19 protein-coding genes and 1 pseudogene are annotated in these 14,845 nt (G+C 68.5%); 13 read left to right on the forward strand and 7 right to left on the reverse strand.

All coding sequences use genetic code 11. The features are described from left to right. Positions 1-4 precede the first annotated feature (4 nt). The 8 genes and pseudogenes from ACRDTL_RS16425 to ACRDTL_RS16460 all read left to right on the forward strand — a co-directional run bounded on the left by ACRDTL_RS16425 (position 5) and on the right by ACRDTL_RS16460 (position 6,723). Positions 5-907 (forward strand): 1,4-dihydroxy-2-naphthoyl-CoA synthase, encoded by a 903-nt coding sequence (locus tag ACRDTL_RS16425; RefSeq protein WP_431507767.1) that lies wholly within the window; start codon positions 5-7, stop codon positions 905-907. A 96-nt stretch (positions 908-1,003) separates the two neighbouring features. Then, positions 1,004-1,897 (forward strand): SDR family oxidoreductase, encoded by an 894-nt coding sequence (locus tag ACRDTL_RS16430; RefSeq protein WP_431507768.1) that lies wholly within the window; start codon positions 1,004-1,006, stop codon positions 1,895-1,897. 13 nt (positions 1,898-1,910) lie between these two features. Beyond that, positions 1,911-2,318: a VOC family protein gene (locus tag ACRDTL_RS16435; protein ID WP_431507769.1), complete on the forward strand. Its 408-nt coding sequence runs from the start codon at positions 1,911-1,913 to the stop codon at positions 2,316-2,318. A gap of 95 nt (positions 2,319-2,413) precedes the next feature. Next, positions 2,414-3,635, forward strand: a pseudogene (locus ACRDTL_RS16440) (inorganic phosphate transporter); the annotation flags it as partial. Further along, positions 3,628-3,912, forward strand: a complete 285-nt coding sequence (locus ACRDTL_RS16445) for a hypothetical protein (protein WP_431507770.1) — start codon at positions 3,628-3,630, stop codon at positions 3,910-3,912. The pseudogene ACRDTL_RS16440 and the gene ACRDTL_RS16445, both read left to right, overlap by 8 nt. A gap of 17 nt (positions 3,913-3,929) precedes the next feature. After that, complete coding sequence (locus tag ACRDTL_RS16450) at positions 3,930-4,226, forward strand: DUF3349 domain-containing protein (RefSeq protein ID WP_431507784.1); 297 nt, start codon at positions 3,930-3,932, stop codon at positions 4,224-4,226. A gap of 101 nt (positions 4,227-4,327) precedes the next feature. Next, the gene (gene menE, locus ACRDTL_RS16455) at positions 4,328-5,359 is read left to right on the forward strand and encodes an o-succinylbenzoate--CoA ligase (RefSeq protein WP_431507785.1); all 1,032 of its coding nucleotides are present in this window, start codon (positions 4,328-4,330) and stop codon (positions 5,357-5,359) included. Positions 5,360-5,370: 11 nt separating this feature from the next. Continuing rightward, positions 5,371-6,723: a hypothetical protein gene (locus tag ACRDTL_RS16460; RefSeq protein WP_431507771.1), complete on the forward strand. Its 1,353-nt coding sequence runs from the start codon at positions 5,371-5,373 to the stop codon at positions 6,721-6,723. Between the two features lie 3 nt (positions 6,724-6,726). Here ACRDTL_RS16460 and ACRDTL_RS16465 read toward each other — a convergent pair whose 3' ends face one another. Both ACRDTL_RS16465 and ACRDTL_RS16470 read right to left on the reverse strand, forming a co-directional pair. After that, positions 6,727-7,389, reverse strand: a complete 663-nt coding sequence (locus tag ACRDTL_RS16465; RefSeq protein WP_431507772.1) for a TIGR04282 family arsenosugar biosynthesis glycosyltransferase — start codon at positions 7,387-7,389, stop codon at positions 6,727-6,729. Next, complete coding sequence (locus tag ACRDTL_RS16470) at positions 7,386-8,042, reverse strand: glycosyltransferase family 2 protein (RefSeq protein ID WP_431507773.1); 657 nt, start codon at positions 8,040-8,042, stop codon at positions 7,386-7,388. Before ACRDTL_RS16470 ends, ACRDTL_RS16465 begins: the two co-directional genes overlap by 4 nt. A 48-nt stretch (positions 8,043-8,090) precedes the next feature. Between ACRDTL_RS16470 and ACRDTL_RS16475 the strand changes: the two genes are divergently transcribed. The 3 genes from ACRDTL_RS16475 to ACRDTL_RS16485 all read left to right on the forward strand — a co-directional run bounded on the left by ACRDTL_RS16475 (position 8,091) and on the right by ACRDTL_RS16485 (position 9,252). Beyond that, positions 8,091-8,543, forward strand: a complete 453-nt coding sequence (locus tag ACRDTL_RS16475; RefSeq protein ID WP_431507786.1) for a DUF4262 domain-containing protein — start codon at positions 8,091-8,093, stop codon at positions 8,541-8,543. 62 nt (positions 8,544-8,605) lie between these two features. Then, positions 8,606-8,863, forward strand: a complete 258-nt coding sequence (locus ACRDTL_RS16480) for a type II toxin-antitoxin system Phd/YefM family antitoxin (protein WP_431507774.1) — start codon at positions 8,606-8,608, stop codon at positions 8,861-8,863. Next, positions 8,860-9,252, forward strand: coding sequence for a type II toxin-antitoxin system VapC family toxin (locus ACRDTL_RS16485; RefSeq protein ID WP_431507775.1), 393 nt, complete (start codon positions 8,860-8,862; stop codon positions 9,250-9,252). Before ACRDTL_RS16480 ends, ACRDTL_RS16485 begins: the two co-directional genes overlap by 4 nt. Positions 9,253-9,272: 20 nt before the next feature. Here ACRDTL_RS16485 and ACRDTL_RS16490 read toward each other — a convergent pair whose 3' ends face one another. Both ACRDTL_RS16490 and ACRDTL_RS16495 read right to left on the reverse strand, forming a co-directional pair. After that, positions 9,273-10,307: an NAD-dependent epimerase/dehydratase family protein gene (locus ACRDTL_RS16490; protein ID WP_431507776.1), complete on the reverse strand. Its 1,035-nt coding sequence runs from the start codon at positions 10,305-10,307 to the stop codon at positions 9,273-9,275. Next, a complete protein-coding gene (locus ACRDTL_RS16495; protein WP_431507777.1) occupies positions 10,304-11,098 on the reverse strand; it encodes an S-methyl-5'-thioadenosine phosphorylase in 795 nt (264 codons plus the stop codon). Before ACRDTL_RS16495 ends, ACRDTL_RS16490 begins: the two co-directional genes overlap by 4 nt. A 22-nt stretch (positions 11,099-11,120) precedes the next feature. Between ACRDTL_RS16495 and ACRDTL_RS16500 the strand changes: the two genes are divergently transcribed. Beyond that, positions 11,121-11,993, forward strand: a complete 873-nt coding sequence (locus ACRDTL_RS16500; RefSeq protein WP_431507778.1) for a 1,4-dihydroxy-2-naphthoate polyprenyltransferase — start codon at positions 11,121-11,123, stop codon at positions 11,991-11,993. A gap of 15 nt (positions 11,994-12,008) precedes the next feature. On the opposite strand, the gene ACRDTL_RS16505 is transcribed toward ACRDTL_RS16500, so the two are convergent. Then, positions 12,009-12,332 (reverse strand): DUF4229 domain-containing protein, encoded by a 324-nt coding sequence (locus tag ACRDTL_RS16505; RefSeq protein WP_431507779.1) that lies wholly within the window; start codon positions 12,330-12,332, stop codon positions 12,009-12,011. A 47-nt stretch (positions 12,333-12,379) separates the two neighbouring features. On the opposite strand from ACRDTL_RS16505, the gene ACRDTL_RS16510 reads away from it, so the two are divergent. Next, positions 12,380-12,541, forward strand: a complete 162-nt coding sequence (locus ACRDTL_RS16510; RefSeq protein ID WP_431507780.1) for a hypothetical protein — start codon at positions 12,380-12,382, stop codon at positions 12,539-12,541. On the opposite strand, the gene ACRDTL_RS16515 is transcribed toward ACRDTL_RS16510, so the two are convergent. Beyond that, positions 12,538-13,824, reverse strand: a complete 1,287-nt coding sequence (locus tag ACRDTL_RS16515) for a MinD/ParA family ATP-binding protein (RefSeq protein WP_431507781.1) — start codon at positions 13,822-13,824, stop codon at positions 12,538-12,540. The two genes, ACRDTL_RS16510 and ACRDTL_RS16515, sit on opposite strands and share 4 nt — an antisense overlap. 100 nt (positions 13,825-13,924) lie before the next feature. Then, on the reverse strand, positions 13,925-14,845 hold a 921-nt coding region (gene ccsB / locus ACRDTL_RS16520), incomplete at its 5' end, for a c-type cytochrome biogenesis protein CcsB (protein ID WP_431507782.1).

A 14,845-nucleotide genomic window follows, 5' to 3' on the forward strand; every position in this document is an offset into this window, starting at 1 on the left:
AGCCATGAGCGACAATCCTTTTCACGTCGACGCCTGGCGGCCGGTCGACGGGTTCACCGGGCTCACCGACATCACCTACCACCGTCACGTCACGGACGCGACGGTGCGGGTGGCGTTCAACCGGCCGGAGGTGCGTAACGCATTCCGTCCGCACACCGTCGACGAGCTCTACCGGACGTTGGATCACGCCCGGATGTCGCCCGACGTCGGCGTGGTGCTGCTGACCGGCAACGGGCCGTCACCCAAAGACGGCGGCTGGGCGTTCTGTTCCGGCGGCGACCAACGCATCCGCGGCCGCAGCGGCTACCAGTACGCCGCCGGGGAGACCGCCGACACCGTCGACGCCGCCCGCGCCGGGCGGCTGCACATCCTCGAGGTGCAGCGGCTGATCCGGTTCATGCCCAAGGTGGTCATCTGCCTGGTCAACGGGTGGGCGGCCGGTGGCGGCCACAGCCTGCACGTGGTGTGCGACCTCACCCTGGCCAGCCGCCAGCACGCCCGCTTCAAGCAGACCGACGCCGACGTCGGCAGCTTCGACGGCGGCTACGGCAGCGCCTACCTGGCCCGACAGGTCGGCCAGAAGTTCGCCCGCGAGATCTTCTTCCTCGGCCGTGACTACACCGCCGAGCAGATGCATGCGATGGGTGCAGTCAACGCCGTCGTCGACCACGCCGAGCTGGAAGCGCAGGGCGTGCAGTGGGCGGCCGAGATCAACGCGAAATCGCCTCAGGCGCAACGGATGCTGAAATACGCGTTCAACCTGCTCGACGACGGGCTGGTCGGCCAGCAACTGTTCGCCGGCGAGGCTACCCGGCTGGCGTACATGACCGACGAAGCTGTCGAGGGCCGCGACGCGTTCCTGGAGAAGCGGCCTCCGGATTGGAGCCGGTTCCCGCGGTACTTCTGACGGGGCCCCCGAGCGTCACGCCAGCGTGGCGCCGGGAAGCGAGCGTCACGCCAGCGTGGCGCTCGGGCGGGAGCGCGGGCTCATAGACTCGCCACCGTGAGCAAGAATCCGATACGTCGAGTCGCCGAGCAGATCGCCCGGACAGCCATGCGGCCACCCCTCGCGCCGCAACTGCGCATCTACCAGCCGGCTGCCAAACCGGTCGACCTGCGCGGCAAGCGGGTCCTTCTCACCGGCGCATCCTCGGGGATCGGCGAGGCGGGCGCGGAGAAGTTCGGTCGTCGCGGCGCCACCGTGGTCGCGGTCGCCCGCCGCAAAGACCTGCTCGACGCCGTGGTCGAGCGGATCACGACGGCCGGCGGCACCGCGCTGGCGATCCCGTGCGACCTGTCCGATATGGATGCCGTCGACGCGCTGGTGGCCGACGTCGAGCAGCGCCTCGGCGGGGTGGACATCCTGATCAACAACGCCGGCCGATCCATCCGCCGGCCGCTGGCCGAGTCGCTGGAACGCTGGCACGACGTCGAGCGCACGATGGTGCTCAACTATTACTCGCCGCTGCGGCTGATCCGCGGCATCGCGCCCGGGATGCTCGAGCGCGGCGACGGCCACATCATCAACGTCGCGACCTGGGGGGTGTTCAGCGAGGCGTCACCGCTGTTCTCGGTGTACAACGCGTCGAAGTCGGCCCTGGCGTCGGTGAGCCGGGTGATCGAGACGGAGTGGTCGCGGCGTGGCGTGCATTCGACCACGCTGTACTACCCGCTGGTGCACACCCCGATGGTCGCGCCGACCAAAGCCTTCGCCGACCGGCCGGGGCTGACCCCGGAGGAGGCAGCGGATTGGATGATCACCGCAGCACGTAGCCGACCCGTCCGGATTGCGCCGCGGGTGGCGCTGGCGATCAAAGCACTCGACATAGCCAGTCCGCTGGGGGTCACCACGCTGGTGAAACGGCGTAACACCCGGCCCCCGGGCGACGCCACGTGATAGACACGGGGGCATGGACATCCTGGCCAGCCGGATGCTGTTCCGGCCGGCCGACTACCAGCGGACACTGAGCTTTTACCGTGACCAGATCGGGCTGGCGATCGCCCGCGAATACGGTGCGGGCACAGTATTTTACGCGGGGCAGTCGCTGATCGAGCTGGCCGGCCACGGTGCGCCCGACCACCCGGCGGGGCCGTTCCCGGGCGCCCTGTGGCTGCAGGTCCGCGATGTCCGCGCCACCCAGGCCGAACTGGAGAGCAGAGGCGTGCCGATCGCCCGCGAGGCGCGTCGCGAACGGTGGGGGTTACACGAAATGCACGTCACCGATCCCGACGGCGTGACGCTGATTTTCGTCGAGATACCCGGCGACCATCCGCTGCGCCGCGACACCCGGGGTGAACGCCGCGGAAACGAAGGTTAACCGAAAGGTAACATCTGGCGACGAGTCGAAATTCACCCGCGTTTCGTATCGCCAATCCGTCGACAATCAGGGTCACCGACAATGAGAATTGCCCCGTGAGCCTCGAGTTGTTCCTTCTGATCATCGTTGTGGTCACGGCACTCGGGTTCGACTTCACCAACGGGTTTCACGACACCGGCAACGCCATGGCGACCTCCATCGCCAGCGGCGCGCTCAGCCCGAAGGTCGCGGTGGCACTGTCGGCGGTACTGAACCTGTTCGGTGCTTTCCTGTCCACTGCCGTCGCCGCGACGATTGCCAGGGATCTGGTGAACGCCCACCTGGTCACGTTGGAATTGGTGTTCGCCGGCCTGGTCGGCGGCATCGTTTGGAACCTGCTGACCTGGCTGCTGGGCATTCCGTCGAGCTCCTCGCACGCGCTGATCGGCGGCATCGTCGGCGCCATGATCGCCGCGGTCGGTGGACACGGGGTGATCTGGACCGGCGTGGTGTCGCGGGTGGCGATCCCGGCGGTGGTGGCCGCGGTATTGGCCACCGTGGTCGGGGCGGTTGGTACCCGGCTGGTTTACCGCTTTACTCGCGGGGTCCCGGAGAAACGCACCGACCACTCCTTCCGCCGCGGCCAAATATTCTCGGCGTCGCTGGTCTCGTTGGCGCACGGCACCAACGACGCGCAGAAGACGATGGGCGTGATCTTCCTGGCGCTGATGTCCTACGGCGCGGTCAGTAAAACCGCCACCCTGCCGCCGCTGTGGGTGATCGTGTGCTGCGCGATGGCGATGGCCGCGGGCACCTACTCCGGCGGCTGGCGGATCATCCGCACCCTGGGCAAGGGGCTGGTCGAGATCAAACCGCCGCAAGGCATGTCCGCCGAGTCGTCGTCGGCCGCAATCATCTTGCTGTCCGCCCACTTCGGCTACGCGTTGTCGACCACACAAGTGGTCACCGGATCGGTCCTGGGCAGCGGTGTGGGCAAACCCGGGGCGGAGGTGCGCTGGGGAGTGGCCGGTCGGATGGTGACCGCGTGGGCAGTGACGCTGCCGTCGGCGGGCATCGTCGGTGCCCTCACCTACACGGTCGTGCACGTCATCGGTGGCTACCTCGGTGCAGGCATCGGCTTCGCGTTACTGGCCGCGACCGCCCTTGCGATCTGGCTGCAGTCCCGCAAGGCGCGGGTCGACCACCACAACGTCAACGAGGAGTGGGAAGGCGACCTGACGGCCGGGCTGAATTCAGCCGACGAGCCCGACACCGTTGCAGCGGAACTCCGCGCCGACCAGCCGGCCGCCGTACCAACCGCGACCGCCTCATGAGCACCTGGTTCAACTACGCCGCGACGCTGAAGATCCTCGTCTTCGGGTTGCTGATCGGTGCCGCACTGCCGGCGTTGTTCGCGCTCGGGGTGCGACTGGGCGCCGCCGGCGCCGGCATCAGCGGTGACGCGGTCATGCGCAGGCGCCCCACATTGACCGCGCTCAGTTGGGCGCTTTTCGTGCTGCTGCTGGTTGCGGTCGTCGTCGGCGTGTTGTTCATCGCGCGCGACTTCATCGCGCATCACACCGGCTGGTTCATCCTCGGCGCCAAATCCACGTAGCATCGGATCCGGTGCCGATGAACCGATTCCTCAACTCGATCGTGGCGTGGTTACGCGCGGGATATCCGGATGGCATCCCGCCGACCGACTACTTTCCACTGCTCGCGCTGCTGTCTCGCCGGCTGACCGACGAGGAGGTCAAAGAGGTGGCCCGCGAACTGATGCAACGCGGCGACTTCGACCAGATCGACATCGGTGTGATGATCACCCAATTCACCGACGAGCTGCCATCCCCGCCAGACGTCGAGCGAGTGCGAGAACGCCTGGCCGCCAAGGGCTGGCCGTTGGACGACGCCCGCGAGGAGTACGAATAGCCGTCCTGCGCGCACTCGTCGTCCCGCCGGGCTCCGCGGTGCGCACGCTGCTACCCGCCCTGGAAGGCGTGCTGTCCTGCCGTGATTCGGCGCTGCTGCCGATGCCGGTTGGTGCGCCATTGCCCGGATTACGCGTTGGTGACGACATCGACGACGACGTCGCGCTGGTGGTGACGACGTCGGGAACCACCGGAGCGCCCAAGGGTGCGCTGCTGACCACCGCTGCACTGACCGCCAGCGCATCGGCCACCCACGACCGGCTGGGCGGACCGGGCCGCTGGCTGCTGGCGTTGCCGCCGTATCACATCGCCGGTGTGCAGGTGCTGGTACGCAGCCTGCTGGCTGGCACCGTACCGGTCGAGCTGGACGTCTCGACAGGTTTCGACATCAATGAATTACCTTCTGCGGTACGCGAACTCGGTTCCAGTCGGCGCTACACGTCGCTGGTCGCCGCCCAGTTGGCCAAGGCGTTGACCGACCCGGCAGCCACCGCGGCGCTGGCCGCGCTGGACGCCGTCTTGATCGGCGGCGGGCCGGCGCCGCGACCGATCCTGGATGCCGCCGCGGCCGTCGGCATTCCGGTGGTCCGCAGCTACGGGATGAGCGAGACGGCGGGCGGCTGTGTCTACGACGGTGTCCCGCTCACCGGGGTGCGGCTGCGGGTGGACGCCGAGCGCCGCATCGTGATCGGCGGCACGACGCTGGCCAAGGGCTATCGCAACCCACCGGACCCCGACCCGTTCGCCGAGCCGGGCTGGTTTCGCACCGAAGACGTTGGCGCCGTCGATGATTCGGGTGTACTGACAGTGCTGGGCCGGGCCGATGAAGCGATCAGCAGCGGCGGGTTGACCGTGCTGCCGCAGCCGGTGGAGGCCGCGCTGGCAACTCATCCCGCGGTGGCGGCCTGCGCGGTGTTCGGGATCGCCGACGACCGGCTCGGCCAGCGGGTGGTCGCCGCCGTGGTGGTAACCGACGGGTGCGCCGCTCCAACGCTCGACGCGCTGCGGACGCATGTCGCGGCCAGCCTCGACACCACGGCCGCGCCGCGCGAACTGCACATAGTCGGCACCTTGCCGATGCGCGGCATCGGAAAGGTGGACCGGGGGGCACTGGCACGCCGGTTCGGCCAATAGGCTGTGCAGTCGTGCGGGTGGGTCGCAAAGAGACCATCGCGGCCGCAGTCGGGCTCGTCCTGGTTGCGGCCGCCTTCGTGTTGCCACGCCTGGACTTGGGCATCCGGCAGCGCATCCACACCGCGCCGGATCGGTTCGCCTGGCACACCGGGTCCGCACCGATTTTCGGGCGGCTCGACGCGCACGCCGGTTGGGGTACCGTCCCGGCGATTCTGATCGGGCTGGCCGCTGTGATCTGGGGGCCGACCGTGGCGCAGCGGCTGTCGTGGCGGGTGCTGACCTGGGTCACCTGGGCCACCGCCGGCGCGTGGGCGTTTTCGCTGGCGATGATCGACGGCTGGCAACGCGGTTTCGCGGGCCGGCTGACCGACCAAGACGAGTATCTGCCGCAGGTGGGAAGCATCACCGATATCCCGAAGATGCTGGGTACGTTCTCCAGTCGGATCGTTGGCTTCCAACCGGATTCGTGGATCACCCATGTGTCGGGGCATCCGCCGGGGGCGTTACTGACGTTTGTGTGGCTGGACCGTATCGGCCTGGGCGGCGGCGCCTGGGCCGGGCTGTTGTGCCTGCTGGTCGGCTCGAGCGCGGCCGCGGCGGTCGTGGTCACGGTGCGGACGATGACCGACGAGGTGACCGCGCGGCGGGCCGCGCCGTTTGTGGCGATGGCACCGACGGCGATCTGGGTCGCGGTCTCCGCCGACGGGTACTTCGCCGGGGTGGCGGCCTGGGGCATCGCACTGCTGGCGTTGGCGGTGCACGGCGCGGTTCGATTCCCCGCCCTGGCGGCGGCCGGCGCCGGGCTGCTGCTCGGCTGGGCCATCTTCCTCAACTACGGCCTGACATTGATGGCGTTTCCGGCATTGGCCGTGCTGATCTGCGCAGCCGACTGGCGATCGGCCCTGCGGGCGTTGAGCCCGACCGTGCTGGCGGCAGTGGCGGTGGTAGTGGTGTTCGCCGCAGCGGGCTTCTGGTGGTTTGACGGCTATACCCTGGTGCAGCAACGCTATTGGCAAGGTATCGCCAGTGAGCGCCCCTTTGGTTACTGGGTTTGGGCTGACCTGGCGGCCGCGGTGTGCGCGGTCGGATTGGGCAGTGTTGCGGGGCTCGGTCGGGTGTTCGACCTGAATGCCATCCGGCGGCGCTCGGGTTTTCATCTGCTCATGTTGGCCATGCTCGTTGCCATTGCCTGTGCGGACCTGAGCATGCTCAGCAAGGCCGAGACCGAACGGATCTGGCTGCCGTTCACGGTTTGGCTTGCTGCTGCCCCAGCACTGCTGCCGCCGAGATCACACCGGATATGGCTGGCGCTCAACGTTGTTGGAGCACTGCTGGTGAACAGTCTGATCTTCACCCGCTGGTAGCGATCAGAGCCCGGCCGCCCGGGTTACATGGGCGAACCGGCTGGTCGGATGACAGGCCTCCCGCACCGTGGCGACGTCGTCGACGACGTCGAAATCGGCCAGCTCGTCGACCAATTTCACCTCAATACCGTTGCGTTGCAATGCCTTCAATGTAAGCGTCCCGGTGTCGGGCTTCGACATCGGGACGGTGCGCAGACATTGGGCGTTGGCCGGTTTGCGCACGCCGAGCACCCACCAGCCGCCGTCGCGGGCGAAGCCGAGCACGGCCGGTGCATCGACCAGCTGCCGCGCGCAGCCGGTCAGCAGATCGGCGGTGACCTGCGGCGTGTCCATCCCGATCTGCAGGACCGGGCGTCCGTCTGCCGCATCGGCGTGCGCGTGGGCCAGCCGGTCGGCAAAGTCGTTGCCGCGCTGGGCGATCACCGTGAACGACGCGAGTCGGCGGCCGATCTCGGCGGCGCCGAGGGCGTCGTCGAGCTCACCGGTGAGCGCCACCACGCGGTCGGCGACCGGCGCGGCCGCGACCGCGTCGAGGGTGTCCAGCAGCGCGGCCGCAGCGATCTCGGCGGCGACCCGGTCGCCGACCGTCGCGGCCAGTCGGGTCTTGGCCTGACCGGGTACCGGGGCCCTGGCGACGACCAGCAGCGTCACCGGCAACACGCTCATGTGATCGCTTTCCAGAAGTCCAGGATCGCGATCGCGCTGCCCCGCAGCGAGCCGCTGACCTTGGATTTGCCGCCGGTCCGCGGCCCGTATGCCACGTCGTGTTCGACGACGCGCCAGCCGGCGGCGGCCGCCCGTACCAACAGTTCCAGCGGATAGCCCGACCGGCGGTCGACGATACCCAGGCTCAGCAGCGCGTCGCGCCGAAAGACCCGCATCGGCGCGATGTCGTGCACCGGCAAGCCGTGCCGGGTGCGCAGCCGCCAACTCATCAGCACCGAGCCCAGCCGCGCCACCCAGGGCCAGCGCACCCCCGGCAGCGGTCGTCGCCGTCCGGTGGCCAGATCGGCGCCGTTGTCGAGTTCGGCGATCAGCCGGGGCAGGTCGGCGGGATCCAGTGACCCGTCGGCGTCGATAACCGCGACGATCGGCGTCTGCGCCGCCAGCACGCCTGCGTGCACGGCCGAGCCGTAGCCGGGCCGCGGCTCGGCGACCACGGCGGCGCCGTGGCGGCGGGCCACCTCGGCGGTCTCGTCGGTGCTGTTGTTGTCGACCACCAGCGCCTGGTAGCCGGGCGGGATGGCGGCCAGCACGGCCGGCAGCGACTCGGATTCGTTCAGGCAGGGCAGCACCACCGTGACCTGGCCGTCGGGCATGGTCTTTGACCTTAGCGGGACGACTGCTTGTCAGACCTGCTGTGCATTGTGTCGGTAAGCACGACGGGAAGGGACGACTACCTCAACGAGTTACGCGCGAAGATACTCAGATGTGGCTGGGCCGTGCAGTATGTCGAGAGCGATCGAATGCCGTTCGCGTATACGGTCGGCCTGACCCGCGACGGGTTGCCTGAGCTGCTGGTGACCGGCATCTCGCCGCGGCGCGCGGTTCGGTTGTTGAACAGCGTTGCTCGGGGCGCCGCTGACCCGGTGATGCCCGGCGGGAAGATCACGATTCCGGCCGGCCCGCTTGTCGAGGTCGTCGAGGTGGAGCATCCCGATGCGCACCTAAACATGGCCGTAGAAATCTTCGGCAACGGCGTGCAGGCGTTCCAGCTCGTGTGGGCCGACGAGCGTGGTCGCTGGCCGTGGACTTCGAGCTTCAATGACGGACGAGGCGGGCAGCCGGTGCTGGGTGTGCGGGCTGCACAGGCGAAGTGAGTGCGTGGACGTCAACGATGGACGAGTTTGCGACAAGTGTAGTATGCAGCTACAGTCGTAGCATGGTGGCCACCATTCCCGCCCGCGATCTCCGTAACCGCACCGCCGAAGTCCTACGGCGGGTCGAGGCCGGCGAGGAGATCGAGGTGCTCAAAGACAATCGCCCCGTGGCAATGCTTGTTCCGATATCCCGGCGTCGTCGGTGGTTGCCGGCCGGCGAGCTGATCCGGGAACTCGTGCGTCTCGGCCCCGACACCACCGGGCTGAGCGAGGAACTGCGCGAAACGCTGACCGAAACGACGGACGATCTGTTGCGATGACAGCTCGACGGGCGCTGGCCGATACGTCCATCTTCATCGGCCTAGAGGCCGCACGAGTCGATGCCACCCGGTTTGTGGAATATGAGTGGGGAGTCTCCGTGATCACGCTGGGTGAACTCCGACTGGGAGTGTTGCAGGCCTCGGACCCCGAGGCCTCGGCACGGCGACTGTCGACCTATCAACTCGCCCAGCGGTTCGAACCACTCCCCATCGATGAAGCGGTATCCGAAGCCTGGGCACTGCTCGTTTCCCGACTTCGGGCTGCAAATCGTCGAATTCCGATCAATGACAGCTGGATTGCGGCGACGGCCATAGCCCACGATATTCCGATTGTGACGCGAGATAGCGATTACGACGCGATGGCGGATGTTGAGGTCATTACGATCTGACGTGCTACGCAGGCAGACCGCTAGCCTCGCAGCGGCGCGAACGCGAAGTCGTGCAATCCCTCTCGTGGGTCGACGGTGGCCCGAAAGCCGAGCACGTCGACCGCCCGCGCCGGATCCGCGACGATATGGCGCACGTCGCCGCGGCGGTACCCGCCGGTGACGACCGGCGCGGCACCGTCGCCGCGGGCCCCGCACAGCTCCGTCGCGACCTGCAGGATCGAAATCGGCTGCCCGGAACAGACATTGACCGCGGTGAAGCCGTCGGCCTCAGCCTGCACCGCTGCCACATTGGCGGCGGCCACATCGTCGACATGGACGAAATCACGCATCTGGTCACCGTCCTCGAAAACCGGTGGCGGATCACCTTTTTCGAGTGCCGAACGGAAGATCGCCGCCACCCCCGAGTAGGGGGTGTCGCGCGGCATGCCCGGCCCGTACACGTTGTGGTAGCGCAGGGCCAGCACCGAGCCGCCCGTCGACTCCGACCACGCCAGCCCGTAGTGCTCCTGCGCGGTCTTGCCGGCCGCATACAGGCTGCGCGGCCGCAGCGGAGTGTCCTCGTCGACCAGTCGCCAGGCCACCGGGACGCCGCAGGCCGGACAGCGGTGCTCGAACACCCCGGCGTCGAGATCTTGGCGGCGCCGCGCAAGCGGCTCGACCGGCCCGTGCACCGGACAGTCGTAGCGGCCCTGGCCGTAGACCACCATCGACGACGCCAGCACCAGACGCCGGACCCCGGCGGCGAACATCTGCGCCAGCAGCACACAGGTACCGAAGTCGTTGTGGCTGCCATATGCGGGAGCGTCGGCGGCGTTCACGCCGGCGCCCACCATCGCCGCCTGATGACACACCAGGTCCACCCCGTCCAGCAACGGCGCCAGCGCGTCGGCGTCCCGGATGTCGACGCGTCGAGTATCTGGCGGTAGCACCGGATCTGATCCGTGGGCGGCGGGCAACATGGCATCGACGCCGACCACGTCGTGGCCCGCGGCGGCAAGCGCGGCGTGCACCCGGGACCCGATGAAGCCGGCCGCGCCGGTCAACAGCACTCTCACGGCAGGTCGAACGGCAGCGCGGCGCCGGCATGCGACAGGCAGGCGGTACAGGTCCGCTCGGCGCCGACGTGGCCGATCGCCTCGTACACCAGCTTTTTGAACGGCTCGATGTTCTTCTCGAATTCGCTGAACACGTCGACGGCTTTCACCCCGTCGCCGGTGTCGACGCCGGCGTCCAGGTCGGTTACCAACGCAACTGCGGCGTAACACATTTCAAGTTCACGAGCCAGCACCGCCTCGGGATAGCCGGTCATGTTGATCAGGCTGAACCCGGCAGAGGCGTACCACCGGCTTTCCGCGCGGGTGGAAAACCGGGGGCCCTGGATCACCACCATGGCGCCGCCGTCGATGACCCCGGGCAGGCCGGTGAGCGCGGACCGCAGCGTCGGGCAGTACGGGTCGGCGAAGGCCGCATGTGCGCCGCCGGACTCGAAGTAGGTGTCGGCGCGGCCGTGGGTGCGGTCCACCAACTGGTCGGGCACCACGATCGCGCCCGGCGGAAGTTGCGGCGTCAGGCTGCCGACGGCGCACGGAGCGAAGACCCGTCGCACCCCCAGCGCGCGCAACGCCCACATGTTGGCCCGGTACGGCAGGGTGTGCGCCGCGTGCTGGTGTTGCGCGCCATGGCGAGACAGGAAGGCGACCTCATGCTCGCCGACAACGCCGACCGTGACAGCGGCGCTGGGCTCGCCGAACGGGGTGTCAAGGCTGACGCTGCGCGCGTCGGCCCCGAAGAAGCTGTAGAAGCCGCTGCCGCCGATCACTCCGAGCACCCGCTCATTGTCGTGCATGGGCCGTGGAAGGATCGAACGCATGGCCAGTTTTGCGCAGTGGATCGAGGGCGCTCGTCCGCGGACATTGCCCAATGCCGTCGCACCGGTGATCGCAGGGACCGGCGCGGCGGCGTGGCTGCACGCCGCGGTGTGGTGGAAGGCATTGCTGGCGCTGGTCGTCGCGATTGCCTTCATCATCGGGGTCAACTTCGCCAACGACTACTCCGACGGCATCCGCGGCACCGACGACGATCGGGCCGGCCCGCTGCGGCTGGTGGGGTCGCGGCTGGCCACGCCGCGGTCGGTGTTGGCGGTGGCCGTGGCCTGCCTGAGCGTCGGCGCCGCGGCCGGGCTGGTGTTGGCGGTGACCAGCGCACTGTGGCTGGTTGCCGTCGGGGCGGCGTGTATCGCCGGCGCCTGGTTGTACACCGGCGGGTCAAAACCCTACGGGTACGCGGGATTCGGCGAGCTCGCGGTGTTCGTGTTCTTCGGGCTGACCGCGGTGCTGGGCACCCAGTACACCCAGGCGTTGCGGGTGGACTGGGTGGGGGTGGTGCTGGCGACCACCACGGGCGCGCTGTCGTCGGCCGTGCTGGTGGTCAACAACCTGCGGGATATCCCGACCGACGCGCGGTCCGACAAGATCACGCTGGCGGTGCGGCTGGGCGATACCGGGACACGGACGCTCTACCTGGCGCTGCTGGCGCTCGCCGCAATTCTTACCCTGGCGCTGACCGCGGCGACCCCGTGGTGCGCGCTGGGCTTCGTCGCCACGCCGCTGGCGCTGCGGGCCGCAGCACCCGTGCGCGCGGGCCGGGTCGGACCGGAGCTGATCCCGGTGCTGCGCGACACCGGGCTGACGATGCTGGTGTGGTCGATCGTCGTGGCGGCCGCGCTGGGATTCGCCGGCTGACGTCCGCCGCAGCGCCTAGGCCGAAGACTCGTCGTCGGGCGGGGCCTCGCCGCGTAGCCGGGCGCGCAGCTGGGCCCGGTCTCGGCGGCGTCGCTCGGTGGCCGCTTCGACTCCGGTGGTGGCCCGCCGCCGCAGCGGAGCGAACAGCCACATACCCAGCGGCATCGCGATCACCAACGCAAACAACAGCGCGACGATGACGGGGAAGCCATGCACGCCGAGTAGCCACGCCACCCCGTAAATGGCGGCGGCCAGCGCGGCCACCAAAATCAGTCGGGCCGCTGCGTAGAGCAAGATGTCCGCAACGACGCCCCTTGCGGTGTTTCGAACTGCCGGCACAGTCCGAGCCTACGGCGCAGGTATATTCGGACCAAGGAGGTGCCCGAGTGCTTTACCTGCTCCTCGTCCTGGTTTTGGGGACGCTGATCTACATCGGCTGGCGGGCCGCCCGCTCGCAGGTCAACCGGTCGAAGACGCGCGTCATCGGACCCGACGACGATCCGGAGTTCCTGTGGCGGTTAGACCACGGCGATAACAACCCGCGCTAAATAAAGCCTGTGCTTCGCCGCTCGTCGCTCGGGAACCCGTCGGCGACGACGGCTCCCAGTTCGATGAGCGCTTCCCGAGTCTCCCGCTTCAGCCGCTCCAGGCTGATCTCGGCGCCCTCCTCGAGATGCGGGTCGAACGGCACCAACCGAACCGCGCGGCAGCGCCGCGAGAAGTGATCGACCACCTTTTGCATGTCGACCTTGCCGGAGCGTGGTCGCACCGCGTTGATGACGGCGATCGCTCCGCTGACCAGATCCTGGTGGCCATGCGCGTCGAGCCAGTCCAGTGTCGCCGAGGCGCTGCGCGCGCCGTCGATCGATCCCGAGCTGACCACGATCAACGCGTCCGTCTTAGCCAGCACCGCCGACATCGCCGAGTGCAATAGCCCGGTGCCACAGTCGGTCAGCACCAGGCCGTAGAACCGCTCCAGGACGTCCAGCGTGCGCGAATAGTCCTCGGCGCTGAACGCTTCCGACATCGCCGGGTCGCTTTCCGATGCCAGCACTTCCAGCCTGCTGGGACCCTGCGAGGTGTAGCTGCGCACATCGCTGTAGCGCGAGATGCCCTCGGCATCGCGTAACAGGTGCCGCACGGTGGCGGTGGTCTCCAACGGCACCTTCTGGCTCAGCGTGCCGCGGTCGGGGTTGGCGTCCACCGCCACCACCCGGTCCCCGCGGATGGACGCGAAGGTGGCGCCCAGCGTCGCGGTGATAGTGGTCTTTCCGACCCCGCCCTTCAGTGACAGCGTCGCGATGCGGTAGCAGCCCCGCAGCGGGCGGTTCACCTGCACGACCAGGTCGCCGTAGCGGATGACGCGCGGGCTTTCGCCAACGTTGATCAGCTGGCCCGATAACAGATAGAGCCACCGGCGCCAGCCCTCCGACGGCGGTGGCTTGACCTGGCGCAGCAAGGTGCTGGTGGACAGCTCCGGATACGGCGACGGGCGCACGGCCGCCCGGCGATATCCCGTGTTGGCCGACGGGTCGCCCACCTGACCCTCGTAGTAGCCGCCGGTGTAGGACGACGGCGAATCGACGACCCGCGGCTGGCCCTTGGCCGGGGTGGCCGCCCACGCCCGCGGCTCGGCGCGAGTTGGCGGCGCCAGCCCGCCCCGTGTCTGGCCATCGGTGAAGCGACGCTCGGTACGGAAGCCGGTGAACGCCTTCGTCTCTGCTGCGCCGGACTCCGCGTCCGGTTCACCGGGCTGAGGCGGCAGCTGGGTTGTCGGATGGTCTTCGTCGCCTCGAGACGCCCCCACGTCCGGGTTTGGGTGCTCAGACACGTGCCCTTCCCCTTCTTGCAGTACTCGGGTCGGTCGTTGACGGACAGCCCCTGCCAACGAACATAGCGCAGCGCTGGCCGGCGCGGCCTGACCTCGGGTTTTAGCCCACGCCCGCGTAGGAGTGCAGGCCCACAGTCACCAGATTAACGAAGAACAGGTTGAACACCATCGCCACGAAGCCGACCACGTTGATCCAGGCCGCTTTGCTGTCCCGCCAACCCGCCGTCGACCTGGCATGCAGGTAGGCGGCGTAGACCAGCCACGCGATAAATGCCACCGTTTCCTTGGGATCCCAGCCCCAGTAGCGGCCCCAGGCTTCCTCCGCCCAGATCGCACCGAATATCACCCCGAAGCCGAACACCGGAAACGCGAAGATCGTGGCCCGGTACGCGATGCGGTCCAGGGCCTGCGCGTCAGGCAGTCGCTGCACTATCCGCGCAAACGTGCCCGGGGTGCCCGGCTCACCCAGCCGGGACATCCGCAGCAGGAAAAGGATGCTGGCCACGCCCGCCACCAAGAACACCCCCGAACCGAGGCTGACCACCGACACATGGATCGGCAGCCAATACGACTGCAGGGCCGGCATCACCGGCGCGGCATTGGCGTAAAGCCAACGCCCGGACACCGTCAGCAGAATCAGCACCGGCAGCAACAGGAACACCCACAGCGGGCGATACTGCGGCCGGCGCAGCACGATCGCGCCGGCGATCAGGCCGCAGCAGCAGGTCAGGTTGATGAACTCGTACATGTTGCCCCACGGCACCCGCGCGGTGGCCAGGCCACGCAACACGATGCACGCCAGCAAAAACCCGATTCCGGTGTAGACCAGGGCCAGACCGGCCCGCCCGACCCGTTCGTCGAACGACCGCCGCGGCGCGTCCAGCACGACACCGGGTGTGGCACTGTCGGCCGCGACTCCGGCGGTTACCAGCTCACGGCCGGTCCGAGGGCTGCGGGCGTAGGCGAGTTCGACGGCCAGCAGCAGCAGCGCGCCGACCAGCACCACCACCGACGAGGTGAA

Source organism: Mycobacterium sp. (assembly GCF_050700595.1).
Taxonomy (GTDB): Bacteria; Actinomycetota; Actinomycetes; order Mycobacteriales; family Mycobacteriaceae; genus Mycobacterium.

Coding starts and splice junctions, on each gene's coding strand:
- ACRDTL_RS16450 (WP_431507784.1), top strand. CDS start 3,930: ATGAACCGATTCCTCAACTCGATCGTGGCGTGGTTACGCGCGGGATAT.
- ACRDTL_RS16480 (WP_431507774.1), top strand. CDS start 8,606: ATGGTGGCCACCATTCCCGCCCGCGATCTCCGTAACCGCACCGCCGAA.
- ACRDTL_RS16435 (WP_431507769.1), top strand. CDS start 1,911: ATGGACATCCTGGCCAGCCGGATGCTGTTCCGGCCGGCCGACTACCAG.
- ACRDTL_RS16500 (WP_431507778.1), top strand. CDS start 11,121: ATGGCCAGTTTTGCGCAGTGGATCGAGGGCGCTCGTCCGCGGACATTG.
- ACRDTL_RS16465 (WP_431507772.1), bottom strand. CDS start 7,389: ATGAGCGTGTTGCCGGTGACGCTGCTGGTCGTCGCCAGGGCCCCGGTA.
- ACRDTL_RS16485 (WP_431507775.1), top strand. CDS start 8,860: ATGACAGCTCGACGGGCGCTGGCCGATACGTCCATCTTCATCGGCCTA.
- menE (WP_431507785.1), top strand. CDS start 4,328: ATGCCGGTTGGTGCGCCATTGCCCGGATTACGCGTTGGTGACGACATC.
- ACRDTL_RS16425 (WP_431507767.1), top strand. CDS start 5: ATGAGCGACAATCCTTTTCACGTCGACGCCTGGCGGCCGGTCGACGGG.
- ACRDTL_RS16495 (WP_431507777.1), bottom strand. CDS start 11,098: ATGCACGACAATGAGCGGGTGCTCGGAGTGATCGGCGGCAGCGGCTTC.
- ACRDTL_RS16470 (WP_431507773.1), bottom strand. CDS start 8,042: ATGCCCGACGGCCAGGTCACGGTGGTGCTGCCCTGCCTGAACGAATCC.
- ACRDTL_RS16445 (WP_431507770.1), top strand. CDS start 3,628: ATGAGCACCTGGTTCAACTACGCCGCGACGCTGAAGATCCTCGTCTTC.